Source organism: Saccharopolyspora gloriosae, from assembly GCF_022828475.1.
In the GTDB taxonomy this organism is placed as follows: domain Bacteria; phylum Actinomycetota; class Actinomycetes; order Mycobacteriales; family Pseudonocardiaceae; genus Saccharopolyspora_C; species Saccharopolyspora_C gloriosae_A.
Genome location: NZ_CP059557.1, coordinates 694,100 through 707,752, shown reverse-complemented (window position 1 = coordinate 707,752; position 13,653 = coordinate 694,100). Strand labels below are relative to the sequence as shown.

Sequence of the window (13,653 nt, the reverse complement as noted above, 5' to 3'; positions counted from 1 at the left end):
GGTCCGCCCGGATCGACCGGGCGGACCCCACACATGTTGGAGGAATACCAATGGCCTGGATCGAACAACACGGCGCGGGCTGGCGCGTCCGCTACCAGCGCCCAGACGGAACCATCGGAACCGACAGCGGCTACACCAACCCCACCGATGCGCGAAGCCGCGCCGACGACATCAATTACGAATCCAAGCGTGGCACCTTCACCGACCCACGAAAAGCACAGACCACTCTCAACGAATTGATCGAAATCTGGCGCGAGGCACACGAGGTGAGCAGCAACACGTGGTCGAAGTATGACTCCTATATTCGTAACCACATCGAACCACGCTTCGGCACCACCGAAATCGGGTCAATCAAGCGCATCACGGTAAAAACGTGGTCCAAAAAGCTTCGCCGAGACCTGAAAGATGCGACCGTCGCCGAAATCATCTCGCTCTTCTCCACGATCCTCGCCGAAGCCGCCGAGGAAGACCTCATCACCAAGAACCCCTGCCGTCGCCTCGGCCTCAAGCTCGCCCCATCTGACCGCAGGGAGATCGTCACGCCGACGCGCTTGCTGCCCATCGCCGACCGCTGCGGCCCCTACCGGACGATGATCATCGTTGCCGCGTACACCGGCCTGCGCTGGGGCGAGCTAGCCGGACTGCAATGGCGCAACGTCCACCTCGACCGCTCCCCACACGCCGCCATCGTCGTAGACCCGAACGTCGGAGCACTCCACGAGACCGCAGGCCACCTCGAACTCGGACCACCCAAGACCCCCGCCAGCGCCCGCACGGTCCACCTGCCACCGTTTCTGGCCGAACTGCTCCGCGAACACGCCACCACACAGTTCCACGACCACGTCTTCACCGGCGCACGAGACGGCCTTCTCCGCCGATCGAACTTCAACCGTCGAATCTGGCGCCCAGCCGTCGCCGGTCAAGCCTCCCGGGGGTGGCGGCCCCTCCAGCCCGGGTTGGACTTCCACGGACTACGCCACACCCAGAAGAGCTGGCTCTCCGAAGACCGCATCTACGAAGTGCTCCAGCACGATCGTCTCGGTCACGAAATGAGCGGCGTTCGCGGCATCTACACCCACGTCACCCAGCTGATGATCGACACCATGATCACAGCCCTAGAAAATAAGTGGCGTATATCACAAATGACCCCGGTTGCCGCGACCCCCGCTGATGACCGGCAGCGTGACCACATTTCGCCCCAATCCGGTAAGCCATGATCAACGCCTCCCAGTCCCCTCCCAAACACACGAAAACCCCCACCGATGAAGATCACCGGCAGGGGCTCTGACCTGCGTAAAGTACTGGTGCGCGATACTGGGATTGAACCAGTGACCTCTACCGTGTCAAGGTAGCGCTCTCCCGCTGAGCTAAACGCGCTTGTGAAGTTGTGCCCGCCGTGGCGTGCGAGGACAGCATAGCGGAGGCGAGATCAACAGCCGCGCGCGCCCCGGACGAACCGGGGCACGCGTGCCGGGAAGCCTCGCTCAGACCTCGCGTTCGAAGGTGACCAGGAGGCCCTCGACGCCGTCGGGGCCGAAGCGGCCCTTCACGTCGGCGCCGGTGATGTCCTTGAGTCGCCAGCCCTCGGCGGCGTGGTCGTTGAGGACGCCTTCGAGCTTGTCGCCGGACATCTTGCCGCCGAGCCACTTCTCCCGGAGCTCCACGACCTTGTACTGGTACGGCATCCGTTCCTCCTCCAGTCCCGAAAAGATCCCACCGGTGGACGCGCGGGCGGCCCGGAGGTTCCCGGGCGGGCCGAAACGGCCCGCCGAACGCGAAAACGCCACTCCCACCCCGAAGCGGGGCGAAAGTGGCGTCGCGTTACCGGCAGCGGAAGATCAGCGGTCGGCCATCTTCTTCTGCAGGTTCTCGTCCAGCGAGGCCAGGAACTCCTCGGTGGTCTGGTAACCCTGGTCGCCGCCGACGAGCAGCGCGAGGTCCTTGGTCATCTTGCCGCTCTCGACGGTCTCGATGACGACCTTCTCCAGGGCCTGGGCGAAACCGCTGACCTCCGGAGTGGAGTCCAGCCGGCCGCGCTGCTCCAGGCCGCGGGTCCAGGCGAAGATCGACGCGATCGGGTTCGTCGACGTCGGCTTGCCCTGCTGGTGCTGGCGGTAGTGGCGGGTGACCGTGCCGTGCGCGGCTTCCGCCTCGACCTTGCCGTCCTCGGTCATCAGCACCGAGGTCATCAGGCCCAGCGAACCGAAGCCCTGCGCGACCGTGTCGGACTGCACGTCACCGTCGTAGTTCTTGCACGCCCAGACGTAACCGCCCTCCCACTTCATGGCCGTGGCGACCATGTCGTCGATGAGGCGGTGCTCGTAGGTCAGGCCCTTGGCGTCGTAGTCCGCCTTGAACTCGTTCTCGAAGATCTCCTCGAAGACGTCCTTGAAGACGCCGTCGTAGGCCTTGAGGATCGTGTTCTTGGTGGACATGTACACCGGGTACTCGCGCTCCAGCCCGTAGCGGAACGACGCGCGGGCGAACTCCTCGATGGAGCGCTTGTAGTTGTACATGGCCATCGCCACGCCGCCGTCGGTCGGGAACTGCGCGACCTCCTGCTGGATCGGCTCGGAGCCGTCCGCGGGCGTGTAGGTGATGGTGACCGTGCCCGGGCCGGGGACCTTGAAGTCCGTGGCCTTGTACTGGTCGCCGTGCGCGTGACGGCCGATGATGATCGGCTTGGTCCACGTGGGCACGTACCGCGGGATGTTCGAGATCACGATGGGCTCGCGGAAGATGACGCCACCGAGGATGTTGCGGATGGTCCCGTTCGGGCTCCGCCACATCTTCTTCAGGCCGAACTCTTCTACTCGGGCCTCATCAGGGGTGATCGTGGCGCACTTGACGCCGACACCGTGCTGGGCGATGGCCTTCGCGGCGTCCACCGTCACCTGGTCGTCGGTGGCGTCGCGGTGCTCGACACCCAGGTCGTAGTAATCGAGGTTGATGTCCAAATAGGGGTGGATCAGCTTGTCCTTGATGAAGGACCAGATGATCCGGGTCATCTCGTCGCCGTCGAGCTCGGCGACCGTTCCCTGGACCTTGATCTTGCTCATGTGGCGGGGTGCTCCTCTCGCGAGATGCAAGCGGTACAAGCGTACTGCTATCGGTATCGATTGTGCCCCGCCCCCGCCGTCTGCGACAGCGGCATGAGACGAAAACGCCCACCCGGCCACCCGGCGGGAGATCACCTTCTAGGCTTTCGGAGGCAGCGATGCCGGGGCCAGGGGCAACGCTGCCGGAGCCAGAGGCGACGATCACAAGGCCGAAGGCAACGCCTGCCGGGCCGCAAGCAATGCCTGCCCGGGCCGAAGGCAATGCCTGCCCGGGCCGAAGGCAATGCCTGCCCGGGCCGCAGGCAATTCCTGCCCGGGCCGAAGGCAACGCCTGCCGGGGCCGAGGGCAACGATCACGGGGGAGACCGCAGTGGCGACAGGACCGACACACGCCATGAGCGGGCTGGCGGCCTGGTCCGCGGTGACCGCGCTCGCCGACACGCACCTCATCGGGCAGCTGTCGCCGAAGACGTGGGTGGTGGGCGCCACGCTCGCCTCCGGCGCCGCGCTGTTACCGGACATCGACCACCCGAAGTCGACCGTGGCCAGCACCTTCGGCGCGATATCCCGAGGAGTCTCGGCGCTGTTCAGCGGCATCAGCGGGTTCATGTACCGGCTCACCCGCACCAAGCACGACAGCGACCGGGAAGGCACCCACCGCGGGTTCACCCACACCGTGGTCTTCGCGATCCTCGCCGGGCTCGTCACCACCGCCATCGTGCAGAGCAGCAGCGGCACCGCGCTCGGCGTGCTGATGTTCGCGTTCGCCGGGCTCGCCGTGCGCGGCATCATGCACACCTGGAGTTCGCAGAAGGACGCGCTGCTCATCGCCGGTGCCTCGCTGGTGCTCACCCTCGCTTGCTGGGCGTGGGCCGGGGACCAGCCGACGGAGGCCGCGGCGTTCGGCGTGGCGGTGATGCTCGGCTGCGTCGCGCACTTCATCGGCGACGCCATCACCGAACAGGGCTGCCCGATGCTGTGGCCGGTCCCGCTGGACGGCAAGACGTGGTACCCGGTGGCGCCGCCGAAGGCGATGCGGATGCGCACCGGCGGCAAGGTGGAAATGGTGCTGGTCGGACCGGCGATGACGATCATCGCCGTGGTGCTGGGCGCGGTGGTGCTCTACCGCGTCGGCGCGGCTCCGTGGGTCGCGTCGCTGAACCTGCCGCCCGAGGTGATGAGCTGGCTTCCGCCGCGCCAGTGAAGTGACGCAAAACGCCCACTCCGCCCATGAGGCGCTCGATAAGGTGACGGACGGGCGGCGCGCGGGCGCCGACGAAACACCGGAGGAACCGATGCGAGCCGGTAAGCAGCTCATCGTCGTGGCGGCGCTGGCACTGCCGGTGCTCGCCGGATGCGGGCAGTTCCAGGAGACCCAGGAGCAGCTCGACCAGGCACAGCAAGGCCTGGACAAGGCCTCCGCATGCCTCGACGCCGTCGAAGTCGGCGGCTACACGCCGAACCTCGCGGACCTCGACCAGGCGCAGGACGACGCGCGCGCCAAGGCCGATGAGATCGGCGCGCTCGCGCAACGGGTCGGCGACCAGACGCTGCAGGACGACCTGCTCGACGTGCAGGCTTCGTTAGAGCAGGTCGCCACCGGTCAGATCAACCTGCAGAACGGGCTGAACTGGTCGCAGCAGCACATGGAGAAGACCACCGCGATCGCCTCCACCTGCGCCGACGTCACCGGCGGCTGACACCCCCAGTTCGAAGATCGCACCTGGTCAGCGCCCTGCGAGCACTGCGGCGCGGGCCACCGGTCACCTAGCCTGGACGCGGAGGTGAAGGTGATGAGAGCAGCGATCGGCGACCAACTGCACGTGCACAGCCGGACGGTCGAGGAGACCGACCGCACCGGCCTGATCCTGGAGGTGCGCGGCACGGCAGGCGCACCGCCGTACCTGGTCCGGTTCGACGACGGGCACGAACGTCTCGTGTACCCAGGACCGGACTGCATCGTCGAGCCACGGCGCGCACAAGAGGCCTGATCCGCCCGGCGAGGGTGCCGTTCGAACCGGGACGGCACCACCCGGGCTCAGCGCGGCCCCCAGAATCCGTGAGCGGGGCGTCATTCCGCTCGGAGCAACTCCGGGTCCTGAAGAACGTTGAACGTCACCGGAAACCCGAATTCCGTCCACTTCACACGTCGACTGCCGCCCTGCCCCTTGTCTTGTCAGCGGCGAAGCCGCTGAGCAGCGACCACCCCGGCAACCGGCACCGCAGCGGGTTCTCAGCCGTCTTCTCGCGAGGACAGCTTTTCCCTCGTGGCGGAGCCACTAGGGAAAAAGATCCCGCAGCGAGAAGACAGCTGAGGTTCCGCCACCCGAACACCTGCTCAGAAGGAGCCCAAGTCCGGCCGTGGATCACGAAAAGGCGGCAGGTTCACCTGACGCACCGCACGCCTGATTAGGGTGGGCGCGGCGTGACGTCAGGTGAGGAGGCGGTGACGAGTTGCACGACGACCAGGCCACCGAGATCCCAGCCGACCTCTCCGAGCTGCTGGCGAGAGCGTCCGGGGTGGCGCCGTCGGTCCCGCTGCCCGAAGGCGAACTGCTCACCGAGCAGTCCACCCGCGCCACCGGCGAAGAACCCCCGCTGTGCTGGATCAGCCTGGACCGGCCCGCACCCCGGCTGCTCGGGGCGTTGCGCGGTGATCATCGGCGCAGCGGGCTGTGGCCGCTGCTGTTGTGCGACGACACCGAGACCTACGGCAGCCGGTGCACCGTCGGCGTGGTGCCGCCGGAACCGCTGGAGCACATCGACCTGTGGCGGGCGGAGGACGTCATGCTGCGGATCTGGGACGGGCTGTGCCGCTCGGACGACGACCTGGGTCCCGCCTACGACCTGGATTCGCTGGCTCCGTTCGACGTGAACTGCCCGGAACTGGCGCCTGCGGGGAATCTGCTGGCGGACCCGGACATCCTCGCCAACCAGCAGGCCGTCCGGTTCGTCGACGACGAGACGCGGCTCGGGCTGGTGCCGGTGCGGCGCGGTTCGGACGTGCTCACCGTGCTCGGGTGGTCCGGCGCGGCCAACCACGTGTCCCGCACGGCCGGGCTCTCCGCGCTGCTGCGCAGCTGGGAGGACCGGTTCGGGGCGCGGCTGCTGCGGCTGGGGCCGGATCGGCTGGACGTGAGCGTCGCCGCTCCCCCGCAAGACCCGGCGCACGCCACCTCGGTGGCCGCGGAGCACTGGGCGTTCTGCCCGGACCGCGTCCTGCAGGACTCCGGCAGCATCGCCTCCTACGCCCGCGAGATCCGAGGCCGCCGCACCTGGTCCTTCTGGTGGGAATGACCCCTTCGCCTCGCCTGCAAGATGTTCTTCGTCAGCGGCGAAGCCGATGAGCAGTGATCAGCTTGAGTCGCCCACCGGCGGGTTCTCAGGTGTCTTCTCGCGAGGACTTTTCCCTCGTGGCGGAGAGATCCCGCAGCCGGAAGGCGCCTGAGGTTCCGCCGCGCAGACCGCCGGGAGATCCCCGACAGGCTCAGAAGGCGAGCGGGCCGCCGACGATCGTCACGGCCACCGCCATCAGGACCAGGCCGAAGCCGCCGTAGAGGATCAGGTCGACGGGGCGGGAGCGGACCGCGATGAGGCCCACTTGGTCCTTCGTCAGGAACGCCCGTGCCGCCGCCGCCAGCAGCAGCGCCAGGCTCAGCAGCATCGAACCCTCACGCCAGGCGTGCATCGCCACCCGCAGGAAACCGATCGCGGCGACCAGCAGCACCAGCGCGAACGGTACGTGCGCCGCCCACTTCGCTCGGTCGCCGAAACGTTCGTTCATGCCGGCCCCCCACGCTTGCCCGACGTGCCGGGTGATCGTAGAGCCCAGCCCGCGATGGCCGTCCGAACCTTCAGTCGACATGACGCTCCGCGGCCTCCACGACGTTGGTGAGCAGCATGGCCCGAGTCATCGGCCCCACCCCGCCGGGATTCGGCGAGAGGTGCCCGGCGATCTCGGCTACCTCGGGGTGCACGTCCCCGGCGACGCCCCCGTCGGTGCGGGTGACGCCGACGTCGAGCACCGCGGCTCCCGGCTTGACCATGTCCGGGGTGATCAGGTGCGGCCGTCCGGCTGCGGCCACCACGACGTCCGCGCGGCGCACCTCGGCGGCCAGGTTTGCGGTGCCGGTGTGGCAGAGGGTCACCGTGGCGTTCTCGCTGCGCCGGGTGAGCAGCAGCCCCAACGGCCGCCCCACGGTGATGCCGCGGCCGACGACGGCGACGTGCGCGCCGTCCAGCGGCACCTCGTGGCGCCGCAGCAGTTCGACGATGCCGCGCGGGGTGCACGGCAGCGGAGCCGGTTCACCTAGGACGAGGCGGCCCAGGCTGATCGGGTGCAGCCCGTCGGCGTCCTTGTCCGGTGCGACCCGCTCCAGCAGCGGCCCGGCGTCGAGGTGCTCGGGCAGCGGCAGCTGCACGATGTAGCCGGTGCAGGCGGGGTCGGCGTTGAGCTCGTCGAGCACCGCCTCCAGCTCGCCTTGGGTGCTCTCGGCGGGCAGGTCGCGACGCAGCGAGGCGATGCCGACCTTCGCGCAGTCGTTGTGCTTGCCGCGCACGTAGGACTGCGAGCCGGGGTCGTCGCCGACCAGCACCGTTCCCAGCCCGGGGGTGACGCCGCGCTCGGCGAGCCGGGCGACCCGCGTCGTCAGCTCGTCGTAGATCGCGTTCTTGGTGGCTTTGCCGTCCAGGATCGTCGCGCTCACATCGCCAATCGTGGCAGACGCGGCCGTCGCCGGTCCGGCCGGATCAACGGCCTGCCGGCCGCGTCACCGGGAGCGGGAACGGCCGCCCACGAGCTGCGGGGGCTGGTGGTCAGGCTCGGGCGGCGCGATCCGGCAGCGAAGCGACCGCCACCGCGACGAACGTGAGCCCCACACCGATCACCGTGGTCAGCGGGACCTCCGTGCCGGGCGCGGGCACCAGCAGGTCGAGCAGCAGCGCGCCGAGCAGCTGCCCGGCGACCATGCCCATGCTCAGCACCAGCACCCCCGTGTAGTGCACCAGCGCCGCGGCACCGCCGATGACGAAGATGCCCAGCACCCCACCGAGGTAGAGCCACGGCTGCGCGGGCAGCCCGGACGGCAGTCCGCGCGCGGCGACCTCCACCAGCCAGGCCAGCAGCAGTCCCGCCGCGCCCACCCCGAAGTTGATCACCGCGGCGGAGGCCGGTGAACCCGCCGTCTGCTTCACCCGCCCGTTCACCGCCTGCTGCCAGGCCACGCCGATACCGGCCAGCGCGGGCACCAGGATCAGCCAGCTCACTCCGGACCCGGTCAGTTCGTCCCACACGGCGACGAACACCGCGATCACCGCCAGCACCGCGCCCAGCACCCGGGGCGACGTCACCCGCTGCGGCCCGGCCGGGCCGAGTCCGATCCGGTCGACGACCAGACCGCTGCCGACCTGCCCGGCGACCACGGCCACCGTGAACAGCGCGACGCCCAGCGCGGCCGCCGACAAACCCTGCCCGAACACGAGGAATCCGCCCGCGATCCCGCCGAGGCACTGCCACCAGCGCAGCCCTCCCCCGCGCAGCGCGTCGCGCACGGCGCGCAGGCCCGCGCGCGCGACCGGCAGGAACGCGGTCGCGATCAGCAGCACGACCAGGCCGGAACCGAACGAGATCACCGCGGCCCCGAGCCCGTCGTGCAACTGCGCGCCGAGTGCACCGTTGAGCCGGGACTGCACCGACAGCACCACACCTACGACGACCGCACCGAGCATGCCGAGACCTCGGGTGCGCGCGGCGGAACGGGGACCTGAATCGGGTTGAGCACTCACGTGACGGCAGTGTCCTCCGTGCACTGCGCCGAACGCGACCTTCGGACGCCGGGGTGTGCCACGAGGCACACCGCGACCGCCGCCAGCACGGCGCCCACCGCGGCCGCCGCGGCAGGCCCGGACAGGTCGAGCAGCGCGCCGGTCACCGGCGCCGCGATCGCCGCTCCGGCCTGTCCCGCACTGGCCATCCAGCCGAACGCCTCCACTCGACGCCCCTCCGGCGCGAGCTCGCCGAGCAGCGCGTTGGCCGCCGCGAACATCGGCGCGATCGCGAACCCGCCCACCAGCAGCACCGCGGTCACCAGCCACGGCGAGCCCGGATCGGCGACCGGTGGCAGCACCGGGACGAGCACGACGATGCCCGCCGTGACCAGCAAGCCGCGCAGCCACACCCGCGGCCGCCCGGACGTCGCGCCCAGCAGCAGGCCGCCGATCAGCGAACCGATCGCCCACGCCGCCGCCAGGTAACCCGCCAGCTCCGGCGTGCCGCGTTCCCGCGCCCAGCCGACGATCAGCAGGTCCACGGTGATCACGCCGCCGATCATCAGGCAGCCGAAGCCGAGCAGGAGTCCGAATCCCGGAGCCGCCAGCAACGACCGCCCTCCCGGACGCTCACCCCCGGACGGCATCGGGCGCAGACCGCTGCGCCACAGCGTCACGGCGAACCCGGCGGAACCGAGTGCGCTGATCGCGGCGCACCACAAGGTCGCAGCGAACGCGCCCTGCACGGCCACGGCGAACGCGGCGAGGATCGGCGAGACCACGAACAGCAGCTCGTTGAGGGTCGCCTCGGCGGCGAACGCGGCCTGCCGGGCGGGACCGTCGGCGATCCGCATCCACATCGCCCGACCGACCTGCCCGGCGGGCGGGAACGACAGTCCCGTCGCGAACGCCACCGGCAGCAGCAGCCACCACCACGACGCGGGCAGCCAGCCACCCGGCCGCGCCAGGAACGCGATCAGCACCAAGCCGAGCCCGTAACCGCAGCCCGTGATCAGCAGCACTCTCGACGGCTCCGACCTGTCCACCGCCCGGCCGCGCATCGGCCCTGCGACGGCTTGGCCCACCGTGATCGCCCCGCCGATCACACCGCCCGCCGCGTACGAGCCGGTCCAGTCCGCGATCAGGAACGTGAGCACCAGGTTGATCGCCGGCTGGTGCAGCCTCGCCAGCAAACACGCGCCGAGCAGCGGGAACGCGTGCGGGACCTGGGCCAGCAGCAGGTAGGGGCGGAGCACTCGGATCACTGTGCCGGGGCGCACCCTGTGACGGCCACCGAATTACCGTCCGGCGGATCACACCTGGTGGTGTGATGTCGCTCGGAGCATCCACAAGGCAGGCTTTGGAGCTCGGAACAGCCCACCCGACGATCACCGCCGAGCTCACGGCGCCGAACCACTGCACCGAACTCACCCGGGAATTCACACGACGATCGACCCTTCGAGTAGCGTTTTCGCGGGGTGGGGTCGGTGTGCCTGGATGAGAGGGGGAGGATGTCACCCATGTCGCGTCCGACAGCGATCAGTCCGGAAGAGCAGGAACAGATAGCCCGCAGGATCGGGGTCCTGCTGTTGCAGGCCGCACCTGAGGACTGGCAGCAGATCACGGTCGAGTACCGCGCCACGGGCGAGTACCAGGATCTGCTCGGGGAGGTCGCCGCCCAGGACGGTGGCACCGAACCGTGGGAGCCGCCCGAAGAACTATGGGCGATCTTCGAGCACCTCCGCGAGGGCATGTACCGGCCCGATGTGGGCACCTGGCTCAGCGCGCTCTACGTGGTGGAGCGGCCGTCGAGCTACCGCATCGACATCAACTTCGACGCCGAGCCGCAGTGGCAGCGTCCGCTGCCGCGCGCCGCGTACGCCGACGAGCTGCGCCGGTATCCGCGCACCGACGACAACGTGCCGGACTGGATGCGGGCGAAGCTGGACGCCGCATCGGTCCCGGCGGAGTCGGCCGGTCCCGGCCCGGCCCAGCCGCCGGCACCGCCCGCACCGGCACCGCAGGCTCCGGCACCCGCCGCGCAGGCGTCGGCCGTGCAGGAACCGGCCGCCGCGGAGCGAGCCGTGCAGGAACCGGCCGAACCGGGGCTGCCGGTGCGGGAACCGTCCCGCCCCGAACCGCAGGGCTCCGCGCCCGCGCAGGCTCCCGCGTTCGGCGCGGCCTTCGACCAGGCCCGCCCCGACGCGACCGGACCGTCCACATCGGACGACCCGCACGCCGGGTTCCGCACGGCGCTGGTGTTCGACGACTTCGACGAGCAGGGCCGTCCGCTGGTGGCGACCCGCGCTCCGGTGCACCAGGACGAGGTCGGCGCGCTGCGCCACTACCTGGAGAACGCGCCGATCGTGCTCGCCTCGCGGGACAACGACGACGACCTGCTCGACCCGAACGCCCCGGCCTCGGTGCCCTCCACCTGGCACACCGACGGCGTGTGGGTGTGGCCGGGCGCGGTCCCGTACTACCTCGTCCAGTACGGCGTGCCCCCGCAGCCGGAACTGGTCGAGCACGTCCGTTCGCGCCGGTTCGCGCTCACCGAGGTCGACGACCGCACTCGGGACGCCGCCGTTCGCGAGCTGTTCGACCAGCCGGACTTCGACCAGGCCGACGCGGCCGGGTACGACGATCGGGCGACCGGCGAGACGCCGCGCGTGGAGGACGACTTCGCGGTGCAGCTGCCCGCGCCCGCGCAGGCGCGCGAGGACGAGGACACCGTCGCGGAGTCGCGGCGGGACTTCCCGGAGGAGATCAACGCGTTCGCCGCTCCCGGCCCCGAGGCGGGATTCGCGGCGAGCGCTCCGCAACTCCCCCACCGCGAGGAGCGCTCCGAGCAGGCACCGGCCGACACGGACCTCCCGCTGCTCACCCACGATTCGGAACCGCCGCTGATCACCCACGACGCGGAGCACGTCGAGCAGGCTCCGGCCGGGCTGGACCTGGATGACGACGCGGCCGATCCCGGATCGCGCCACGGCGTCGACGCGGACGAAGACCTCGACGAAACGCAGGCCATCCTGGCCCGGCTGCACGACCGGCTCATCGAGCTGGGCGTCGACAGCAGCGAGTACCGCGTCGGCAGCCACTCCGCCGACGCGCGCTGCCTGCTGCGCGACGAGCCCGGCTGGGTGGTGACCGCGGGCGAGGACGACCTGCACGGTGACCTGCACTTCGAGCACGCCGATCAAGCGGCGGCGTTCCTGCTCGGCAGCCTGCTGCTGTCCAGCACCGAGCCGCTGCCCGCCGCGGAGGACCAGCGGCGGCGTTCGCTGCCGGACCCCGTGGACGAGCCGGAGGTTCCGGAGCAGGCCGAGCAGCCCGAAGCCCGCGTCGCGGAGCCGGAACCCGAGGTTCCCGCAGGTCCCGCGAGCGGTGCCGCCGCGGGTATCGGTGCCGCGGGCGCCGGGGCGGCCGCCGCTTCCGACGAGCGCGCGGATTCCAGCCCGTTCGCCGCGTTCGGCAGCACCCCCGAATCGCCCGCCGACGGCCTGTTCAGGGACCACCGGGATGAGCCGGTGGCCGCGCAGACCGGCGCCGGGCCGGAGCACGACTCCCGTTCGGAGGCCGCCGAGTTCTTGGGCGGCGAGACCGGTGCGGCCGAGGGCCGCTCGGACCGGCACGAGCCGTCGAACTCCGAACCGGACGGTGCGGAAGCCGATCAGGTCCAGCGCTCCCCGATCGCGGACCTGCCGCGTCGTGGCAGCACCCCGCCCGAGCCGCCGCAGCGCCAGCCCGAGGCGGGCACCGGCGGGCACTTCCTGTTCACCGCGAACCAGGCACCGGCCGAACCGGAATCCGCCGACGGCGGCGATTTCCAGACCGCCGCGCCGGACGCGGAGGCGACGCGGTTCCAGCCGTTGCCGACTCCGCCCGGCCCGAACGTCAACGGCTCCGCCCCCAACGGTGCGGCTCCCGGCGGTTCGGCCCCGAACGGCTTCGCACCGAACCAGCAGGGCCAGGTGCCGCAGGGTCCGGGTGGGCCGCAAGGCCCCGCCCAGCCCGGTCCGCAGCAGGGCGGTCCCGGCCAGCAGGCACCGGCGAACCAGTCGCTGCCGCAGCGCGGACCGCGCCCCGAGCAGGACTCGGCCGCCCGCCCGCCGACGGGCGGTCCCGGACCGCAGGGACCGCACGGCGGCCCCGGCGCAGGCCCGACCGGCGGCGCCGAGCGCCGTCCCGGCCCGCCCGGACCGGGCATGGCCGGTCCGCCGCGGCAGGGGCCGGGTCCGCAGGGACCGCAGGGGGAGCCGCAGGGCCGCCCCGGCGGGCCGATCAAGCGTCCGCCGCAGAACGGTCCGGGCGAGCAGCAGCACCCCCAGCAACAGCAGCAGCCGAACGGGAACATCCAGCCGCTGCGCGGCGAACCGCCGTTGACGCTGTACCGGGACCGGCGCACCCTCGTGCTCCAGCCCGGCACCGAGCTGGACCGCTTCGGCGACCCGACGGGCAACGTCACCTACGCCGCGCACACGCCGTACAGCCAGCGGTCGCTGCCACCGCAGTGGTCGACCCGCCAGTACGCGGCGTTCCGCGTGCAGCGCCCGGTTCAGGCGCTGCGCGGCACGGCGGTCCCGTGGTTCGAGCAGCCCGGCGGCGGCACTGCCTACGTGCTGCCCGGCCCGGTGAGCGACCTGCTCGCCGACGGCACGCTGCAGGAGATCAACGACGCCCAGCGCCCGCCGAACGAATAACCCGCGGCACAACAAGAACCGGCACCGTCCTGGACGGTGCCGGTTCTTCGTGCCCTGAGAGCCCGTCAACAACGAAGCCACACCCCACGGCGATAGCCGTTCAGTTGGCGGCGAAGCCCCGCCTG

General features: G+C 70.7%; 12 protein-coding genes and 1 tRNA gene. 6 read left to right on the top strand and 7 right to left on the bottom strand.

Annotated elements, in window-relative coordinates; translation table 11 throughout:
* The first annotated feature begins 50 nt into the window (after nucleotides 1–50).
* A complete protein-coding gene (locus tag H2Q94_RS03070; RefSeq protein ID WP_243791770.1) occupies nucleotides 51–1,217 on the top strand; it encodes a tyrosine-type recombinase/integrase in 1,167 nt (388 codons plus the stop codon).
* 85 nt (nucleotides 1,218–1,302) lie between these two features.
* Here the strand turns inward: H2Q94_RS03070 and H2Q94_RS03065 are convergent.
* The 3 genes from H2Q94_RS03065 to H2Q94_RS03055 all read right to left on the bottom strand — a co-directional run bounded on the left by H2Q94_RS03065 (nucleotide 1,303) and on the right by H2Q94_RS03055 (nucleotide 3,059).
* Nucleotides 1,303–1,377: transfer RNA gene (locus H2Q94_RS03065), tRNA-Val, on the bottom strand.
* 107 nt (nucleotides 1,378–1,484) lie between these two features.
* Nucleotides 1,485–1,685, bottom strand: coding sequence for a DUF4177 domain-containing protein (locus tag H2Q94_RS03060; protein ID WP_243791768.1), 201 nt, complete (start codon nucleotides 1,683–1,685; stop codon nucleotides 1,485–1,487).
* Between the two features lie 153 nt (nucleotides 1,686–1,838).
* A complete protein-coding gene (locus H2Q94_RS03055; protein ID WP_243791766.1) occupies nucleotides 1,839–3,059 on the bottom strand; it encodes an NADP-dependent isocitrate dehydrogenase in 1,221 nt (406 codons plus the stop codon).
* Nucleotides 3,060–3,429: 370 nt separating this feature from the next.
* On the opposite strand from H2Q94_RS03055, the gene H2Q94_RS03050 reads away from it, so the two are divergent.
* The 4 genes from H2Q94_RS03050 (at nucleotide 3,430) to H2Q94_RS03035 (ending at nucleotide 6,356) form a co-directional block, all read left to right on the top strand.
* Nucleotides 3,430–4,263: a metal-dependent hydrolase gene (locus H2Q94_RS03050; protein ID WP_258718654.1), complete on the top strand. Its 834-nt coding sequence runs from the start codon at nucleotides 3,430–3,432 to the stop codon at nucleotides 4,261–4,263.
* Nucleotides 4,264–4,306: 43 nt separating this feature from the next.
* Nucleotides 4,307–4,759, top strand: coding sequence for a hypothetical protein (locus H2Q94_RS03045; protein ID WP_243791762.1), 453 nt, complete (start codon nucleotides 4,307–4,309; stop codon nucleotides 4,757–4,759).
* 93 nt (nucleotides 4,760–4,852) lie between these two features.
* Nucleotides 4,853–5,050: a DUF1918 domain-containing protein gene (locus tag H2Q94_RS03040; RefSeq protein WP_184482931.1), complete on the top strand. Its 198-nt coding sequence runs from the start codon at nucleotides 4,853–4,855 to the stop codon at nucleotides 5,048–5,050.
* A gap of 463 nt (nucleotides 5,051–5,513) precedes the next feature.
* The gene (locus tag H2Q94_RS03035; protein WP_243791760.1) at nucleotides 5,514–6,356 is read left to right on the top strand and encodes a DUF4253 domain-containing protein; all 843 of its coding nucleotides are present in this window, start codon (nucleotides 5,514–5,516) and stop codon (nucleotides 6,354–6,356) included.
* A gap of 190 nt (nucleotides 6,357–6,546) precedes the next feature.
* Here H2Q94_RS03035 and H2Q94_RS03030 read toward each other — a convergent pair whose 3' ends face one another.
* The 4 genes from H2Q94_RS03030 to H2Q94_RS03015 form a co-directional block, all read right to left on the bottom strand.
* Nucleotides 6,547–6,843 (bottom strand): DUF3017 domain-containing protein, encoded by a 297-nt coding sequence (locus H2Q94_RS03030; RefSeq protein ID WP_243791758.1) that lies wholly within the window; start codon nucleotides 6,841–6,843, stop codon nucleotides 6,547–6,549.
* 70 nt (nucleotides 6,844–6,913) lie between these two features.
* Nucleotides 6,914–7,765 carry a bifunctional methylenetetrahydrofolate dehydrogenase/methenyltetrahydrofolate cyclohydrolase gene (locus tag H2Q94_RS03025; protein ID WP_243791755.1) on the bottom strand — a complete coding sequence of 284 codons (852 nt, stop codon included), beginning with the start codon at nucleotides 7,763–7,765 and terminating at the stop codon, nucleotides 6,914–6,916.
* A 109-nt stretch (nucleotides 7,766–7,874) separates the two neighbouring features.
* Nucleotides 7,875–8,843, bottom strand: coding sequence for a DMT family transporter (locus H2Q94_RS03020; protein ID WP_243791753.1), 969 nt, complete (start codon nucleotides 8,841–8,843; stop codon nucleotides 7,875–7,877).
* Nucleotides 8,840–10,081 (bottom strand): MFS transporter, encoded by a 1,242-nt coding sequence (locus H2Q94_RS03015; protein WP_243791751.1) that lies wholly within the window; start codon nucleotides 10,079–10,081, stop codon nucleotides 8,840–8,842. Before H2Q94_RS03015 ends, H2Q94_RS03020 begins: the two co-directional genes overlap by 4 nt.
* Before the next feature lie 264 nt (nucleotides 10,082–10,345).
* On the opposite strand from H2Q94_RS03015, the gene H2Q94_RS03010 reads away from it, so the two are divergent.
* On the top strand, nucleotides 10,346–13,528 hold the full coding sequence (locus H2Q94_RS03010) for a TNT domain-containing protein (RefSeq protein ID WP_243791749.1): 3,183 nt from the start codon (nucleotides 10,346–10,348) through the stop codon (nucleotides 13,526–13,528).
* The last annotated feature ends 125 nt before the right edge of the window (nucleotides 13,529–13,653 follow it).

What these genes read in the sequence shown, in the direction of transcription:
- H2Q94_RS03070 (WP_243791770.1), top strand. Translation starts at nt 51, where the DNA reads ATGGCCTGGATCGAACAACACGGCGCGGGCTGGCGCGTCCGCTACCAG.
- H2Q94_RS03010 (WP_243791749.1), top strand. Translation starts at nt 10,346, where the DNA reads ATGTCGCGTCCGACAGCGATCAGTCCGGAAGAGCAGGAACAGATAGCC.
- H2Q94_RS03030 (WP_243791758.1), bottom strand. Translation starts at nt 6,843, where the DNA reads ATGAACGAACGTTTCGGCGACCGAGCGAAGTGGGCGGCGCACGTACCG.
- H2Q94_RS03055 (WP_243791766.1), bottom strand. Translation starts at nt 3,059, where the DNA reads ATGAGCAAGATCAAGGTCCAGGGAACGGTCGCCGAGCTCGACGGCGAC.
- H2Q94_RS03060 (WP_243791768.1), bottom strand. Translation starts at nt 1,685, where the DNA reads ATGCCGTACCAGTACAAGGTCGTGGAGCTCCGGGAGAAGTGGCTCGGC.
- H2Q94_RS03040 (WP_184482931.1), top strand. Translation starts at nt 4,853, where the DNA reads ATGAGAGCAGCGATCGGCGACCAACTGCACGTGCACAGCCGGACGGTC.